This is a genomic window from Haloarcula sp. JP-Z28, assembly GCF_011440255.1.
GTDB lineage: Archaea > Halobacteriota > Halobacteria > Halobacteriales > Haloarculaceae > Haloarcula > Haloarcula marismortui.
In genome coordinates, this window is sequence record NZ_JAAOHT010000054.1 from 18,212 (window position 1) to 30,295 (window position 12,084).

20 protein-coding genes are annotated in these 12,084 nt (G+C 63.3%); 11 read left to right on the forward strand and 9 right to left on the reverse strand.

Annotation, left to right across the window (positions count from 1 at the left end; genetic code table 11):
• Window positions 1–14 precede the first annotated feature (14 nt).
• From G9463_RS17000 to G9463_RS17010, 3 genes are all read left to right on the forward strand, one after another.
• Complete coding sequence (locus G9463_RS17000; protein ID WP_165897339.1) at window positions 15–785, forward strand: creatininase family protein; 771 nt, start codon at window positions 15–17, stop codon at window positions 783–785.
• 75 nt (window positions 786–860) lie between these two features.
• Window positions 861–1,025: a hypothetical protein gene (locus G9463_RS17005; protein ID WP_007188331.1), complete on the forward strand. Its 165-nt coding sequence runs from the start codon at window positions 861–863 to the stop codon at window positions 1,023–1,025.
• A gap of 89 nt (window positions 1,026–1,114) precedes the next feature.
• Window positions 1,115–1,279, forward strand: a complete 165-nt coding sequence (locus G9463_RS17010) for a hypothetical protein (RefSeq protein ID WP_004962921.1) — start codon at window positions 1,115–1,117, stop codon at window positions 1,277–1,279.
• A 92-nt stretch (window positions 1,280–1,371) separates the two neighbouring features.
• Here the strand turns inward: G9463_RS17010 and G9463_RS17015 are convergent, their stop codons facing one another.
• Together G9463_RS17015 and G9463_RS17020 are read right to left on the reverse strand one after the other, a co-directional pair.
• Window positions 1,372–1,572, reverse strand: coding sequence for a hypothetical protein (locus tag G9463_RS17015; RefSeq protein ID WP_004962924.1), 201 nt, complete (start codon window positions 1,570–1,572; stop codon window positions 1,372–1,374).
• A 159-nt stretch (window positions 1,573–1,731) separates the two neighbouring features.
• Entirely contained in the window at window positions 1,732–2,019 is a 288-nt protein-coding gene (locus G9463_RS17020) for a DUF5789 family protein (RefSeq protein ID WP_004962927.1), read from the reverse strand.
• A gap of 133 nt (window positions 2,020–2,152) precedes the next feature.
• On the opposite strand from G9463_RS17020, the gene G9463_RS17025 reads away from it, so the two are divergent.
• The 3 genes from G9463_RS17025 to G9463_RS17035 all read left to right on the forward strand — a co-directional run bounded on the left by G9463_RS17025 (window position 2,153) and on the right by G9463_RS17035 (window position 4,311).
• Window positions 2,153–3,247, forward strand: coding sequence for a hypothetical protein (locus G9463_RS17025; RefSeq protein WP_121302674.1), 1,095 nt, complete (start codon window positions 2,153–2,155; stop codon window positions 3,245–3,247).
• A gap of 116 nt (window positions 3,248–3,363) precedes the next feature.
• A complete protein-coding gene (locus G9463_RS17030; protein WP_011222897.1) occupies window positions 3,364–3,690 on the forward strand; it encodes a transcription factor S in 327 nt (108 codons plus the stop codon).
• 9 nt (window positions 3,691–3,699) lie between these two features.
• Window positions 3,700–4,311: a hypothetical protein gene (locus G9463_RS17035; protein ID WP_165897340.1), complete on the forward strand. Its 612-nt coding sequence runs from the start codon at window positions 3,700–3,702 to the stop codon at window positions 4,309–4,311.
• Here the strand turns inward: G9463_RS17035 and G9463_RS17040 are convergent.
• From G9463_RS17040 to G9463_RS17055, 4 genes are all read right to left on the reverse strand, one after another.
• Window positions 4,292–4,672, reverse strand: a complete 381-nt coding sequence (locus G9463_RS17040) for a hypothetical protein (RefSeq protein WP_121302670.1) — start codon at window positions 4,670–4,672, stop codon at window positions 4,292–4,294. The genes G9463_RS17035 and G9463_RS17040 overlap by 20 nt on opposite strands.
• A 2-nt stretch (window positions 4,673–4,674) precedes the next feature.
• Window positions 4,675–4,884, reverse strand: coding sequence for a hypothetical protein (locus G9463_RS17045; protein WP_004962941.1), 210 nt, complete (start codon window positions 4,882–4,884; stop codon window positions 4,675–4,677).
• 75 nt (window positions 4,885–4,959) lie between these two features.
• The gene (locus tag G9463_RS17050) at window positions 4,960–5,682 is read right to left on the reverse strand and encodes a methyltransferase domain-containing protein (RefSeq protein WP_165897344.1); all 723 of its coding nucleotides are present in this window, start codon (window positions 5,680–5,682) and stop codon (window positions 4,960–4,962) included.
• A 1-nt stretch (window position 5,683) separates the two neighbouring features.
• Window positions 5,684–6,073, reverse strand: coding sequence for a nascent polypeptide-associated complex protein (locus tag G9463_RS17055; RefSeq protein WP_007188327.1), 390 nt, complete (start codon window positions 6,071–6,073; stop codon window positions 5,684–5,686).
• Between the two features lie 146 nt (window positions 6,074–6,219).
• Between G9463_RS17055 and G9463_RS17060 the strand changes: the two genes are divergently transcribed.
• Entirely contained in the window at window positions 6,220–7,170 is a 951-nt protein-coding gene (locus G9463_RS17060) for an AEC family transporter (RefSeq protein ID WP_165897341.1), read from the forward strand.
• Here G9463_RS17060 and G9463_RS17065 read toward each other — a convergent pair whose 3' ends face one another.
• Both G9463_RS17065 and G9463_RS17070 read right to left on the reverse strand, forming a co-directional pair.
• Window positions 7,171–7,656, reverse strand: coding sequence for a hypothetical protein (locus G9463_RS17065; protein WP_165897342.1), 486 nt, complete (start codon window positions 7,654–7,656; stop codon window positions 7,171–7,173).
• A 119-nt stretch (window positions 7,657–7,775) separates the two neighbouring features.
• On the reverse strand, window positions 7,776–8,243 hold the full coding sequence (locus G9463_RS17070) for a PUA domain-containing protein (RefSeq protein ID WP_011222890.1): 468 nt from the start codon (window positions 8,241–8,243) through the stop codon (window positions 7,776–7,778).
• A gap of 589 nt (window positions 8,244–8,832) precedes the next feature.
• Between G9463_RS17070 and G9463_RS17075 the strand changes: the two genes are divergently transcribed.
• On the forward strand, window positions 8,833–9,015 hold the full coding sequence (locus tag G9463_RS17075) for a hypothetical protein (protein WP_049919236.1): 183 nt from the start codon (window positions 8,833–8,835) through the stop codon (window positions 9,013–9,015).
• 147 nt (window positions 9,016–9,162) lie between these two features.
• Here the strand turns inward: G9463_RS17075 and G9463_RS17080 are convergent, their stop codons facing one another.
• On the reverse strand, window positions 9,163–9,660 hold the full coding sequence (locus G9463_RS17080) for an NYN domain-containing protein (RefSeq protein WP_004516675.1): 498 nt from the start codon (window positions 9,658–9,660) through the stop codon (window positions 9,163–9,165).
• A 193-nt stretch (window positions 9,661–9,853) separates the two neighbouring features.
• Between G9463_RS17080 and G9463_RS17085 the strand changes: the two genes are divergently transcribed.
• From G9463_RS17085 to dapB, 3 genes are all read left to right on the forward strand, one after another.
• A complete protein-coding gene (locus tag G9463_RS17085; RefSeq protein WP_004962960.1) occupies window positions 9,854–10,141 on the forward strand; it encodes a hypothetical protein in 288 nt (95 codons plus the stop codon).
• A gap of 388 nt (window positions 10,142–10,529) precedes the next feature.
• Window positions 10,530–11,450, forward strand: a complete 921-nt coding sequence (gene dapA / locus G9463_RS17090) for a 4-hydroxy-tetrahydrodipicolinate synthase (RefSeq protein ID WP_004962963.1) — start codon at window positions 10,530–10,532, stop codon at window positions 11,448–11,450.
• Window positions 11,447–12,084 (forward strand): 4-hydroxy-tetrahydrodipicolinate reductase (gene dapB, locus G9463_RS17095; protein WP_165897343.1); only part of this gene is annotated, 638 nt, incomplete at its 3' end. The genes dapA and dapB, both read left to right, overlap by 4 nt.

Consider the following 12,084-nt stretch of genomic DNA (forward strand, 5'->3'; position numbering starts at 1 on the left):
TTCCAGCACGTGATATGTATCTCGCTGACGAGACCTGGCCGGACCTCGACGACTATTTCGAGACGGAGTCGCTCGCGCTCGTCCCGCTCGGATCGACCGAACAACACGGGCCGCACCTCCCGCTGGCGACCGACCACCTCATCGGAGAAGCCTTCGCCCGGGAAGCCGCCGACAGGACTGGCTACCTCTGCACCCCGACGATCAACGTCGGCGTGAGCCCCCATCACAGGCAGTTCAACGGGACGATGTGGGTCGACGCGCCGGTGTTTCGTGACTACGTCGAATCGTTCACTCGGAATCTGGCGTACCACGGCATCGACCGGGTCATCTACGTGAACGCCCACGGCGGGAATATCGAGCACCTCCGGGAGGTCGGCCGCCGGCTCCGGGACGATGAAGTGCTGTACGCTATCGAGTGGATGTGGGACGAGAGCATCCCGGACCTCGTGGACGACCTGTTCGAGCAGAACGGGCCACACGGCGGGCCGAAAGAGACGGCCATGATTCAACACCTGCGCTCCGAACTGGTTCACGCCGACCGCCTCGAAGACGCACGGGACGGCGGGATTCCGAGCGTCGAGGCGGCAGAGACAAACAAATACGGCTCACGGACCTTCTACGACGCCGCCGATAACACCGACAACGGCGTTCTGGGCGACCAGACGGACGCGACGGCCGAGAAGGGCGCGGAGATGTTCGAGGCCGCGACCGAACAGCTTGTCAGGCTCTGTGAGTGGCTGGACGCGCAGGCGTTCGACGACCTCCTGCCGGAGCCACACGTCTAAGCCTGACGCCGTGGGGGCGAGTCCCAACGCTCGCTTGGCAGGTGGCTTTTTGCGACGGGCGGATGTACGATGGGTATGGCCCTCCTCCTGTTTCCCGGAATGCCCGGCGCTATCGAACTGGTCATTCTCCTCGTCATGATGGGACTGTTTCTCGTCGTTCCCCTCGCACTCATTGTCGCCGCGTACCTGTTCGGGAAGCGCCGCGGCAGAGCCGAAGTGAGCGACCGAGCCGAATCCTGACCAATCGCCAGACGGCGGCCAATCGGCGCGTTACGGCTCTCTCGCCGCGAATCGACTCGTTTATCGGTCCCACCCTATGAGGGTGATGTGTGTCCCCACCGAGTCCCCATCCGGAGTCGCTTCGTAGCCGAGCGTTCGAAATAACGGTCGATGACGGACGAGAGACCTTCAACGCGCTCAGTATCGAGCACGCCGACTGTGAGACGGAGTGGATTATCTCCGACACAGTGTGTGCGCTCGAAAATATGCGGTAACTGTACGCTGTTGTGTTGTGGCGCTACGGTAGCGAACCGTACTGCGTCGGACCGCTGACACGCTGTGACCGCACAGACGCTCTTCTTGTGCTTCACTCCGCAGAGAGCCGTCGCCAGACTGGCATGAACACACCGTAGAACGAGCCAAAGAACAGGACAACAGCAACGATAGCTAATTCGCGCCCCTCCACGCCGAAGACATCATACAGGGTTCGGAGAACGATGATAACCCCGAGTCCCCAGATAGCGAATGCCGTTTGCTCTTTCCAAGACATCCCCCTCCTACGGAACACACGCTGTCTCCACAACAGACGGTATCAAACCCTGTGGTTCAAATACGATGGCGGAATGCCGCGTAGAAAGCAGTGCCACACGGCCCATGTCGTCAGACGGACCACTGCTAGACCAGATGATGTGGCCATGTCCGGCCAGACAAAAGTCCGCTACCCAGATTACTCGGTCGGAACAGGACCGGTCCCGAGGACATCTCGGACTGCACTCTCGAACTCCTGGCGGTCGGAGAAATACGGCACGTCGACGTCCTCAAGCACCGTTGCCAGTTCCTGCGGGCCGTCGGGCGTCCGAACCGTCGTGTCACCCTCGCGGTCGACGATAGTGCTGTGTTCGATGCCCCAGGTGAGCCGGGCCGAGACGCGGGAAAGCGGCGCACCGGTAACGTCAGGTCCGTCGCCGAGTTCGACAGCCGGCTCCTCCGCGTCCTCGCTTTCGTCGTCGCTCATACCCGAACAGTGCCCGTGGGTCCGATTAGTGCTTTCGGAACGGCTCGCGTATCTGTCGGACTGCGTACGCGCGTGCCCGCGTCATGCATCTGTCTGACGGGTAGTTTTATCGGATGTAGCAGTAGTGTACTGCATGACTAGTCTCACCGACGTGTACGAAGGAGAGGTTGGACGCGTCGCATCGCGTCGCCAGCAACTCGTCGGGACGGCTCTGTTTCTCGTTGGTGTTGCCGGACTCGTCGGGGCAATCGCACTCGCAACGACCGCCGTCGGAAACAGATACGGGCTGGACGCTTACGCAGCCAGGCGAGTCGCCGGCATCATCGCCGGGCTCGGGCTGCCGTCGGTTATTCTCGGCGTGTTCGCGGTATTGCCGGCCAGTCGTCGAATCCGGTTGACTGCGCTCGGCGGAACAGGTGTCGCGGCGGGCGGCGTCGGCCTGTTCCAGTCGCTGTACCCCTACAGCTGGACCAGCAGCGACCCGCTGCTGGCACTGCTTACCGGCGTCGTCTACTTCGCTGGTATCGTAACGACGTTCTGGTGCCTGTTCGCGTCGCTTGCGACGTTCAAGACGCGAAACGACCCCGGTGGGACGGCACGCATGGAGGTGACCGAGGAAGGAACGATTCGCCTCGTCGAAGAAGCCCGAACGCTCCCGGGGCTGGGCGGCATCGGATTTTTCGGACAGGACCCGGACGGCACAGTCGAGACGCAGACGAATCGGCCGGGGACGGGTACCGAGGGCGCTGTCAGCGACGGCGGGACCGGACAGCGCTCGAACGATACACGCAGGGCCAACAGCCGCCGTCGGCAACCGACGGGGGACACGCAGTCTGACCGCAGCACGCGGTCCAATCGACAGTCGGGCAGCGGTACAGCGACGGAGCGACAGTCGGGCCGTCAGGCGAACACTCGTTCGAGCACCGGTCAGCAAACCACCGCCTCAAGTGGAGCAGACCAGACCGGCCCCTCCGAGAACACACTCGACCCGAGAATAGCTGAGGCAGGCCCGGAAGCAACGCCGTCGGCTGACGGCGGTACGGCGACGACGGGACGCGATGCGATCACCGAGACGGCGGTCCATCAGGGCGAACCAGACACATACTGCGGGAACTGCCGGCATTTCGAGTATGTGATGCAGGACGGCGACATCGAGCCGTACTGTTCGTTCCACGGCGAAGTCATGGACGACATGGAAGCCTGCTCGGCGTGGGTTCGAAACGACTGAGACGGTCGACACGCCGATTTTATTGTTCGTTCCACACTACACGGCAACACGGAGAGAGAACGGCCCGGGCGAAACCGGGTGTTTAACACGGTCGGCAAGCAAACGGTGGTACTACAATGGAGTTTTGCGACGAATGCGGTTCGATGATGAAAACGGACGACGAGCGCTGGGTCTGTGGTAGCTGCGGCTACGAAAAGGCTCGAAACGCCGAGGCCGAACAGGAGATGGCCGTCACCACGCAGGGCCAGGAGGAGTCGGAAGTCGTCGACACCTCCGAGGTCGATGCCGAAGACATGGGGCCGACGACGGGCGCTCGCTGTCCCGAGTGTGGCAACGAGCGGGCCTTCTACGAAATGAAGCAGATCCGCGCGGCCGACGAGTCCGAGACTCGGTTTTTCACCTGCACCGAGTGCGAACACAAGTGGCGAGAGGACGACCACTGAGGCCAGCCCGTGCCCACTGACCCCGCGTACCCGGACGTACCCGCTGACCAGTTACGCGATGGCGGCTGGGAGCTCGTCGACGAGAGCGTCGAAATAGTCTTTCAATTACCGACGGCCCGCGTCGAGGGGGCGACGAAGGTGTACGATGCTGCCGAGACGCGTGAGGCCGTCCGGGACGCAATCGGGCTCGACCACCAGTGGCGGTTCTTTTTCGCGACCGCACTATCGTTTACCCCGCCGCTTGCGCCGGGCATCGGACCGGCGATGATTCTCCCGACAGTCCGCTCAGAGGCCCAGTCAGCCTTCGCCGATGAACTGGCCGACAGGGGGTTCGAGTCCATCGAGCGCGGGCGGAGAGAACGAGTCCGCGTGGACAGCGGCGACCGAGCGCGGCTCCGGACCTACAGCGCCGAACTCGATCTCGAAGCGATCGACGCGACGCTGTCGATTACCGGCTGGGTTGGCGTCTGGCACGGCGACGGGTTCCGTATCGCCGCTGGGGCGTATCCCGACCGGTCGCTGGCGACCCTCTTGAGTGTGGAAAATCCGCCTGAACCGCTCCGGCGGACGCCGTCGGACTACCGGGCCGAACTGCTTTCCCTCATTCGCGCCGTGGCGTAATCGCCAGGAGCGCGCCGTCGAGGAACAGTTGGATCGGCCCGAGACCGAGTCGGTTTGCAAGCGAACTCGGAACGGCGTCCGCGCCGAGGCGGGCAACGGGCGCTCCGCGAACGCGGATTTCAGCCGTCAGTCCGGCAGCGGCCAGCGCCGCGGCGGCGTCCCGTCCTCCGACCAGTCGATCCCGCCAGAGATCGAGCGCCGCCCCGAACGACGGGAAGTCGACGGCGACGAGGTCGTCGTATCCGCGGACGGTGAACGCGACCCCGTCCCGCTCGACGGTCAGGTCGGCGTCGACGAGGAGGTCCGGCTTTCGCTCGATCAGGTCGAACAGATCACCGACCGCCTTCGTCGTGGTGACCACTGTCAGTCGTTGTCGCGTGTCGTGATAGTCAGCGTGCCGTCGACCCGCCAGCGAGCGTGCTCGGCGTCCTCGCCGGCCTTGCTCGGGACATCGACTTCCATGTCGTCGAAGTCGTACGTTATTTCGGCATTGCGGCCAGTCAGGCGGTCGTAGAGCCCGATTGCGAGGTCTGGCCAGGTTGTCGTCTCCATCGGCGTCTCTGATTCGCTCATGCAGTATACCATACGCACTCCTACATGTTTAAAGTCGACCCCAACAACAGGGGGTGAGCAGACCGACGGAGGCCGTCAGGGCCGCCGCGCGAATGTCAGGTATCCGGTGTGACCGACGCCACCGGTCGATGGGCGGGAGCCGCGGTCGTCGAAGTCCATCTCCCGCTGGATGGTGTCAAGCGTTTCGACGCCGTCGAGGCCGACCTCGGTGGCCGCTGCGACGACTTCGCGCGTGTTCTCCACGAACGGGGAGTACACCGCCAGCGACCCGCCGCGGTCCAGCAGCGTAGGCGTTCGCTCGACCACGGTCGGTGCGTCTTCGGTGTCGAGTGTCAGCACGTCAAAGCCCGAGAGGTCGTCGAGGTCGTCCGTAATGTCACCGGTCCGGACCTCGACGGTATCAGCGACGCCGGCGATCTCCATGTTCTGGCGCGCTACCTCGGCGAACTCTGGGTCCTGCTCGTAAGTAACTACGTCAGCGCCGATACGGCCCATGTACGCGCTGAGGATGCCGGTCCCGGTCCCGGCATCGAGGACACGGTCCGCAGCGGCTACCCCGGTCTTGCCGACGACCAGCCCCACGTCGCGGGGCATCATCGGCGCGCCGGTGCGTTCGAGGTGGGTAAACAGGTCCGGGCCGCGGAGTCGACGGACGGTGAAGCCGGTCCCCAGATGCGTCTCGACGACATCGCCCGGTTCCACGTCTTCGGGCACTTCCAGAATGCCGAGGTCGGATTCGAACCGCTCGCCGGGGTCCAGCAGGTACTCGCGGTCTTCGTGGACGAAGAGGTACGCCACGTTACTCCAGTTCGTCGACCGCGTCCGCGAGGTCGCCGTCGTTGGCTTCGAGCGCCTCTCGCGCGGTGTCTTCGTCAACGCCGGCCCGCATCGCGACGAGTTCGACGTCGTCCTCGTCGACGCCGGCGTCGCTGCCACTCTCGTCGGCGTCGTCGGCCGCGGCCGAGCCTTCGCCGGAGCCGAGTTCGCGGCTCTCAGGCTCGCCGACGACCTGATACGTTTTCTGGCCCTGGGCTTCCATGAGCTGGACCTCCGCGTCGTCGAAGACGAGTTCCTCGTCAGGTGTTCGGATAATTACTTCCTGCGCATCGATGTCCTCCATGTCGATGCCCATCTGTTCCATCATCTGCTTCATCTTGCGCGGGTTCATCCCGCCGCCTCCGCCAAACATACGTAGGACTGGCGGGGCAGGGCAGAAAAGCGTAGCGACCCGGACTCGGACCGACGTTTGTCGCGGGACAGGCCCGTCGACCGGACGAAACCGGCACACACCCACGGCTTCGTAACGATTCTAAGGCTCGCCCGTGCATCCCCGCCGTGTCACTACTGTCGATCTTCGCCACGGCGATCCTCCCGGTCGTCGCCGTCGCTGCGGCGGGCTTCGCGCTCGGCCGACTGCAAGGCACCGACCCCGACGCGCTCAACACCATCACGGTGTACGTCCTCGCACCGGCGCTCGTCGTCCACAGCCTGACCACGTCCTCGCTGGCCGGCGACACGATTCTGAGCGTCGTCCTCGCCGTCGTGTTGTTCACCGCCGCAATGGTCCTCATCGCAGAGGGTGTCGGTCGCCTCACGGGCCACTCGGAACCCTTGCTGGGCGCGTTTGTCCTCGTGTCTATCTTTCCCAACACCGGGAACTACGGCATTCCACTGGCGGATTTCGCCTTCGGTGCGACGGGGCGGAGCACGGCCGTCCTCGTGACCGCACTGCAGGGCGTGTTGCTCTACACCGTCGGCATCTACATCGCCGCGCGGGGCAGCGGCGGCAGCCCGCTGGCGGATATGCGTCGCGTGTTCGGTGTACCGCTCATCTACGCCGTCGTCGTGGCGCTGGCACTCCGGTGGTTCGGCGCAGTACCGCCGACGGAGTCGACAGTGATGCAGACGCTGGAACTGCTTGGCAACGCGTCGATTCCAGTGATGTTGCTCATCCTCGGGATTCAACTCTCGAACGTCGACGGGAACAGCGACTTCCAGTCCGTCGGTATCGCCAGCGCATTGAAACTCCTGCTCGCGCCAGTGTTCGCGTTCGCCGCAGTGCTCGTAGTCGGGTTCCAGAACCAGACGGTCGCGCGGGTCGTCGTGCTACTGCTGGCGACGCCGACCGGCGTGACGACCATCATCCTCGTTGGCGCGTTCAGCCATGGGACAGGGGACCAGTCGCCGAGCGAACTCGTCAGTGCAACGGTGTTCCTGACGACCATCGCAAGTGCCGTAACGGTCACGCTGCTAGTGTGGCTACTGCAGTCGGGACTGGTGCTGTGACTACTCTTCCCAGTATATTCTGATCTCGTCAGCGGTAATATCGACAAAGTGATTCGAGCCGCTGCTGACCGCGAACCGACCGATATTCCGTTCGATAGTCCGGCTGGGACCGCCAGCGACCGCGACGGTAATCGTGTATGTTCCGGTCGCACCGATGGTCGGGTCATACTCGGCGGACTCGCCGGCAACCAGCGTCTCCGTCTCATCGAGCACCGTCGCTTCGTCCCGTGTGATGGTGAGTGTGACAGTCTGTTCACTGTCCGTGTCGTTGTCGATGATAAACAGGATCGGGTCGTCGGGGGCGGGCGTTACTGTCGGTGTCGGCGTGTCCTGCGGTGTTTCGGTAACGGGTGCTGTCGACTGTTCCGCTGGCGTCGCTGTGGCTGTCGGTGTCGTCGAGCCGTTCGTCGCCGTGTCGTCACCGGGCGCAACACAGCCGGCGACTGGGGAGAGCGCGAGCGCGGCGAGGAGGGTGCGGCGGCGCATATCGCTCGTCCCGACGGGAGCAGCAAATGCTTTTTGTCATACGGGATGGTGTCGAGCAGGGCCGGAGAGTCCCAACCCCGGGGTCGGCACGTACCGGGCGGTCACGACGCCACTCCGTCTCAGTCCTCTGCGCCCTGCCGGACTTTCACGGCCATCCCCGTCTCGAAGTCGTCCATGCCGCTGCCGGGCAGTTCCGCGCGGCCGACGGCGAGCAGATAGCCGTCTTCGTGGACGACGAGGGCTTCGTCGCCCGGACGGAGGGCGCTGTCGGCGGACTGCACAAACTTCGCGAAGGCGTTGCGGCCCTCGCGGATGAACGGCTCGCTCTCGTCGCCAACGACCACGCGGTGTCGCGGCCCGTCGAATGCATCAAGGAGCCGGTTCCCGCCGGCGAGTCCGAGCCGAAAGCGCCCGTCGTCGCCGTACGTAGCGATCCGGCCATCCGTGGCATGGACCTGCCGCGGACGGCCGGAGCTGGTGTGTGTTACGTCGAGGGTATCGGGACCTGCGAACAGCGCCGTCCCGCCGCCACCGCCGAACTGGTAGTCGGCTGCACGCCGGAGCCCGCGGAACTCATCGTCACTCATTGCCCGTGTTCGATGCCGGGTGATAAACCGCCTTTCGGTTCCGTCCGTGCCACTATCCAGTGGAATCCGAAACGAAATGTGTGCCAGACCGTGGCTGCCCGAACCACGGCCGACAGAAATTGTGTGGCGATGTTGAGTGCCACTCCCCCCGGTCCGTTCCGAATCAGCGGTCCGGCCCTCTGGGTGACAGACTCGAACCGGAATGCCAGTGGTTCGCTCCGTCACTCGCCCCGGCCCGAGTGTGCGGGGCGTGTGCCTCTGTATCCAATCCGTGTCGGAGGTCCGACGACGATGCCTGGAACTGCAGTGGGTCTCTATCTCGCGCCTGGTCCGTGACGAGCAGCCGCGAGGGTGTACCGACACGCCTCAACACGTGGCAACATGCTGTCGCTATGACCCAACTGGTCGGGGGCACTACGAGGGGATGTATGTACTGCTTCAGTTGTGCAGGTGGGCCCGAAATACCGTGCTGCCGAGCTGGAGCGGTGGCGTTTCGCAGGAGAAATATGGGTATTGCTGTCCTGTCCCATACTTTCCTCCATCGGTTTTGGGGAAATTTATACCGGATGACTTCTTAGGGATTGGTGATATGGCTACAGACACGCGAAAAGTAATGCTGGGCGCTCTGCTGCTGGCGATCAGCAGCGTGCTCATCCTTGGTACAGGGGCAATCGACATCGGCATCCCGGCCGCTGCCGGAGCGCTGGCTGCGCTGGGGCTGGCCGCCGGAGCGCTCCTCGTTGGAACGTCAGAAGACGGTCGCCCGGTCTAACCGCCGAGAGAACCTTTTCCTTCGACAGCAACCCAAACACCGTAGCTGTAGGCCCGTCGAACCGCAGAAAACCGCGGGAGAATGTCGGTTACGTGGGTGAACAGCAGTGGACAGAGCGGCGGAGCGACCGCCCGGACACTGATTCGGCTACAGCAGGAACCGGTCGGAGTCGTCGCTCATGTCGATAAATCCATCAACGGCCGCTTTGAGGTCTTCGGAGGACGACTCCTCGAATCCCATCGCTTCGACGCGACAGCCCTCGTGGCGGAGATATCGACACACGCGAGCGAAATCCCCGTCGCCGGTACAGAGCACTACTGTATCGACGTGATTCGCCAGCGAGACGGCGTCGAGGCTCATCCCGACATCCCAGTCGGCTTTCTTCGATCCGTCCTGAAACGTCTTGATGTCCTTGATGCGTGTCTCGAAGCCAATGTCGACGAGCGCTTCGAAAAACGACTCTTCTTCGGGCGAGTCCGCTCGGATGACGTAGGCGATAGCACGGGTCAGTTCGCGGCCGTCAACGGCCTCTTCCAGTAGTGCCTCGTAGTCGATGTTCCGCGAGTAAAGACTCCGGGCAGTGTGATAGAGGTTTTGCGCGTCGGCCAGTACGGCCACGCGCTGTCCCGGCTGGGAAACTGTCATATCAGGTATTGGCTATCGGCCCGAATATGCTTTCGGGATACAAACGTGAAACAGCGGGGTAATTATGCCCCAACTAACCAGTTGTTGTCGGTTCAGCAGTTCTATCCGTGCAGAGAATATATCAATACAGCAACCGGACATCCGGGCAGTGCAGCCGGACAATTTATTAAATCAACCGTCTGTCAGTATGTGTATGACAATTCAGCGAATGTTATTTCGTGAGCCAGACGGACGGCAGAAGGGGCTCCTTTTCTCACTCTTCTCGTTCATCTGCATCCTTGGGTGGGTGTATTTCGGTATTGTACTCGACGGCCCTCACAACATGCTCTTTTTGGGTATCGCGTTTGCGTTCTCTGGGTTCGCGGAATTCCTGCCCCCGAATCGACGACGTTCAGCGGGAGTCCTGCGAATGCTCGGCCTCGGGACGCTCGTTGTCTTCGTTATTCTCCTCATCTCGGTTCCAGAATCAATCTGGGGCTGAGCGCGAGGAAATGGGTATGACCAATATGCACGTCTACTGACCGGTTGTTTCAGGCAGTACTCAACTTTACAGGTGCAGTCGCGCCGTCCCCGATTCGATAGCGCTTCGAACACACTGTGAACGGCGACCGCGAGAACACAAAAGCTAAGTCGGTCACACGCAGTTACTCGACCATGCGACGACGCCGTCAGTCCGGAACCGCTTCATGGCTCCCCGGTGAGGGCGTCGTCCGCGCAAAGCGCAAGCCGACGTTTTAGCGACTCGTGGCGGACGTGGCGACTCCGTCTCGGGTCAGGTCGTTTGACACACAACAGCCGGCGGTATCGGCCGGCTACCGCACCGTTTCCGACCGGACAACCGAACCCACAGCGACACCAGACACACAGCAATGACAGCGATTGACTTCCACGGCGTGTTCCCAGCGATGTGCACGCCATTCCATCAAGACGGCAGTATTGACTTCGAAACACTCAGAGACGACGCCCAGCGGCTCGAATCCGCCGGCGTGGACGGACTCGTGCCCGTCGGCTCGACCGGCGAATCGGCGACGCTCTCCCACGACGAACACATCGAGGTTGTCGAGGCGGTCATCGACGCCGTCGACGACGTGCCAGTCATCGCCGGCTCAGGGTCGAACAACACCAAGGAAGCACTGGAGCTATCGCGGCGCTCCGCCGAGGCCGGCGCTGATGCCCTGTTGCTCATCTCGCCGTACTACAACAAGCCCGAACAGCAGGGGTTTATCGACCACTACACGACCCTGGCCGACGCTGTCGACCTGCCACAGATCGTCTACAACGTCCCCTCGCGGACGGGCCAGAACATCGAGCCGGACACGGCGGCCGAACTCGCGTCGCACCCGAACATCCGCGCATACAAGGCCGCGAGCGGCGACATGAACCAGATTTCCGAGATCATCGAGCGCACACGAGACGAGGACTTCGCGGTGCTGTCCGGTGACGACGGGATGACGCTACCGATGCTGTCAGTCGGTGGAACTGGTTGTATCTCTGTCTCGGCCAACATCGAACCGGAGCGCACCTGCGCCATGGTCGGGGCGGCGCTGTCTGGCGACTTCGAGCGAGCGCAAGCGATTCATCACGAACTCGGGCCGCTGTTCCGCGCGATGTTCGTCGAGACCAACCCCATTCCAGTCAAGGAGGCGATGCGAATCCGGGGCTACGGCCCAGCACACCTCCGCTCGCCGCTGACCCGCCTGTCCGACGAACACCTCGACCACCTGCGTGACGTGCTCGCCACGCTCGAAACCGAAGACCTCGAAGACGAGTACGCGGAGGCCGAGCGATGACGCGAGTGGCGGTCAACGGCGTCACCGGCCAGATGGGCGGGGCCGTCATCGAGGCCGCCACCGACAGCGAGGTCGTGGTCGGCTTCGCGACCAGCGACACGGATGCGGTTGACGACGTCCCGGTCGTCCACCCGGCCGAGGCCGCCGCTGCGCTCCGGGAGTACGACGTGGACGTTGTGGTCGATTTCGCCGTCCCTAAGGGTGCGCTGACCGTCGCCGAGGCCTGCGTCGAGGCGGGCGTCCCGATGGTCGTCGGAACCACCGGCTTCGACGAGGACGGGCTGGCCCGCCTGCAAGACGCCAGCGAGGAGATTCCGCTGCTGAAAGCCACGAATTTCTCACAGGGGATTCAGGTCCTCCAGCGTCTCATCAGCGAGGCCGTCGGCACGCTCGACGACTACGACCTCGAACTCATGGAGACTCACCACAACCGCAAAGTCGACGCCCCGTCGGGAACGGCCAGCAGCATCCTCGACGTAATTCAGGAAGAGCGCGACGTGGAACCAGTGTACGGCCGCGAAGGGCACGCCCCCCGTGAAGACGACGAAATCGGCGTGTTCGCTCGCCGGGCCGGCGACGTTCGCGGGGAGCACGAACTCGTACTGGCCGGCAATGACGAAGTCCTCTCGCTCTC

Excerpts from the sequence above, each read along its gene's own strand:
- G9463_RS17030 (WP_011222897.1), top strand. The coding sequence starts at position 3,364 with ATGGAGTTTTGCGACGAATGCGGTTCGATGATGAAAACGGACGACGAG.
- G9463_RS17065 (WP_165897342.1), bottom strand. The coding sequence starts at position 7,656 with ATGCGCCGCCGCACCCTCCTCGCCGCGCTCGCGCTCTCCCCAGTCGCC.
- G9463_RS17075 (WP_049919236.1), top strand. The coding sequence starts at position 8,833 with ATGGCTACAGACACGCGAAAAGTAATGCTGGGCGCTCTGCTGCTGGCG.
- G9463_RS17000 (WP_165897339.1), top strand. The coding sequence starts at position 15 with ATGTATCTCGCTGACGAGACCTGGCCGGACCTCGACGACTATTTCGAG.
- G9463_RS17045 (WP_004962941.1), bottom strand. The coding sequence starts at position 4,884 with ATGAGCGAATCAGAGACGCCGATGGAGACGACAACCTGGCCAGACCTC.
- G9463_RS17080 (WP_004516675.1), bottom strand. The coding sequence starts at position 9,660 with ATGACAGTTTCCCAGCCGGGACAGCGCGTGGCCGTACTGGCCGACGCG.
- G9463_RS17055 (WP_007188327.1), bottom strand. The coding sequence starts at position 6,073 with ATGTTTGGCGGAGGCGGCGGGATGAACCCGCGCAAGATGAAGCAGATG.
- dapA (WP_004962963.1), top strand. The coding sequence starts at position 10,530 with ATGACAGCGATTGACTTCCACGGCGTGTTCCCAGCGATGTGCACGCCA.
- G9463_RS17005 (WP_007188331.1), top strand. The coding sequence starts at position 861 with ATGGCCCTCCTCCTGTTTCCCGGAATGCCCGGCGCTATCGAACTGGTC.
- G9463_RS17085 (WP_004962960.1), top strand. The coding sequence starts at position 9,854 with ATGACAATTCAGCGAATGTTATTTCGTGAGCCAGACGGACGGCAGAAG.
- G9463_RS17025 (WP_121302674.1), top strand. The coding sequence starts at position 2,153 with ATGACTAGTCTCACCGACGTGTACGAAGGAGAGGTTGGACGCGTCGCA.
- G9463_RS17020 (WP_004962927.1), bottom strand. The coding sequence starts at position 2,019 with ATGAGCGACGACGAAAGCGAGGACGCGGAGGAGCCGGCTGTCGAACTC.
- G9463_RS17070 (WP_011222890.1), bottom strand. The coding sequence starts at position 8,243 with ATGAGTGACGATGAGTTCCGCGGGCTCCGGCGTGCAGCCGACTACCAG.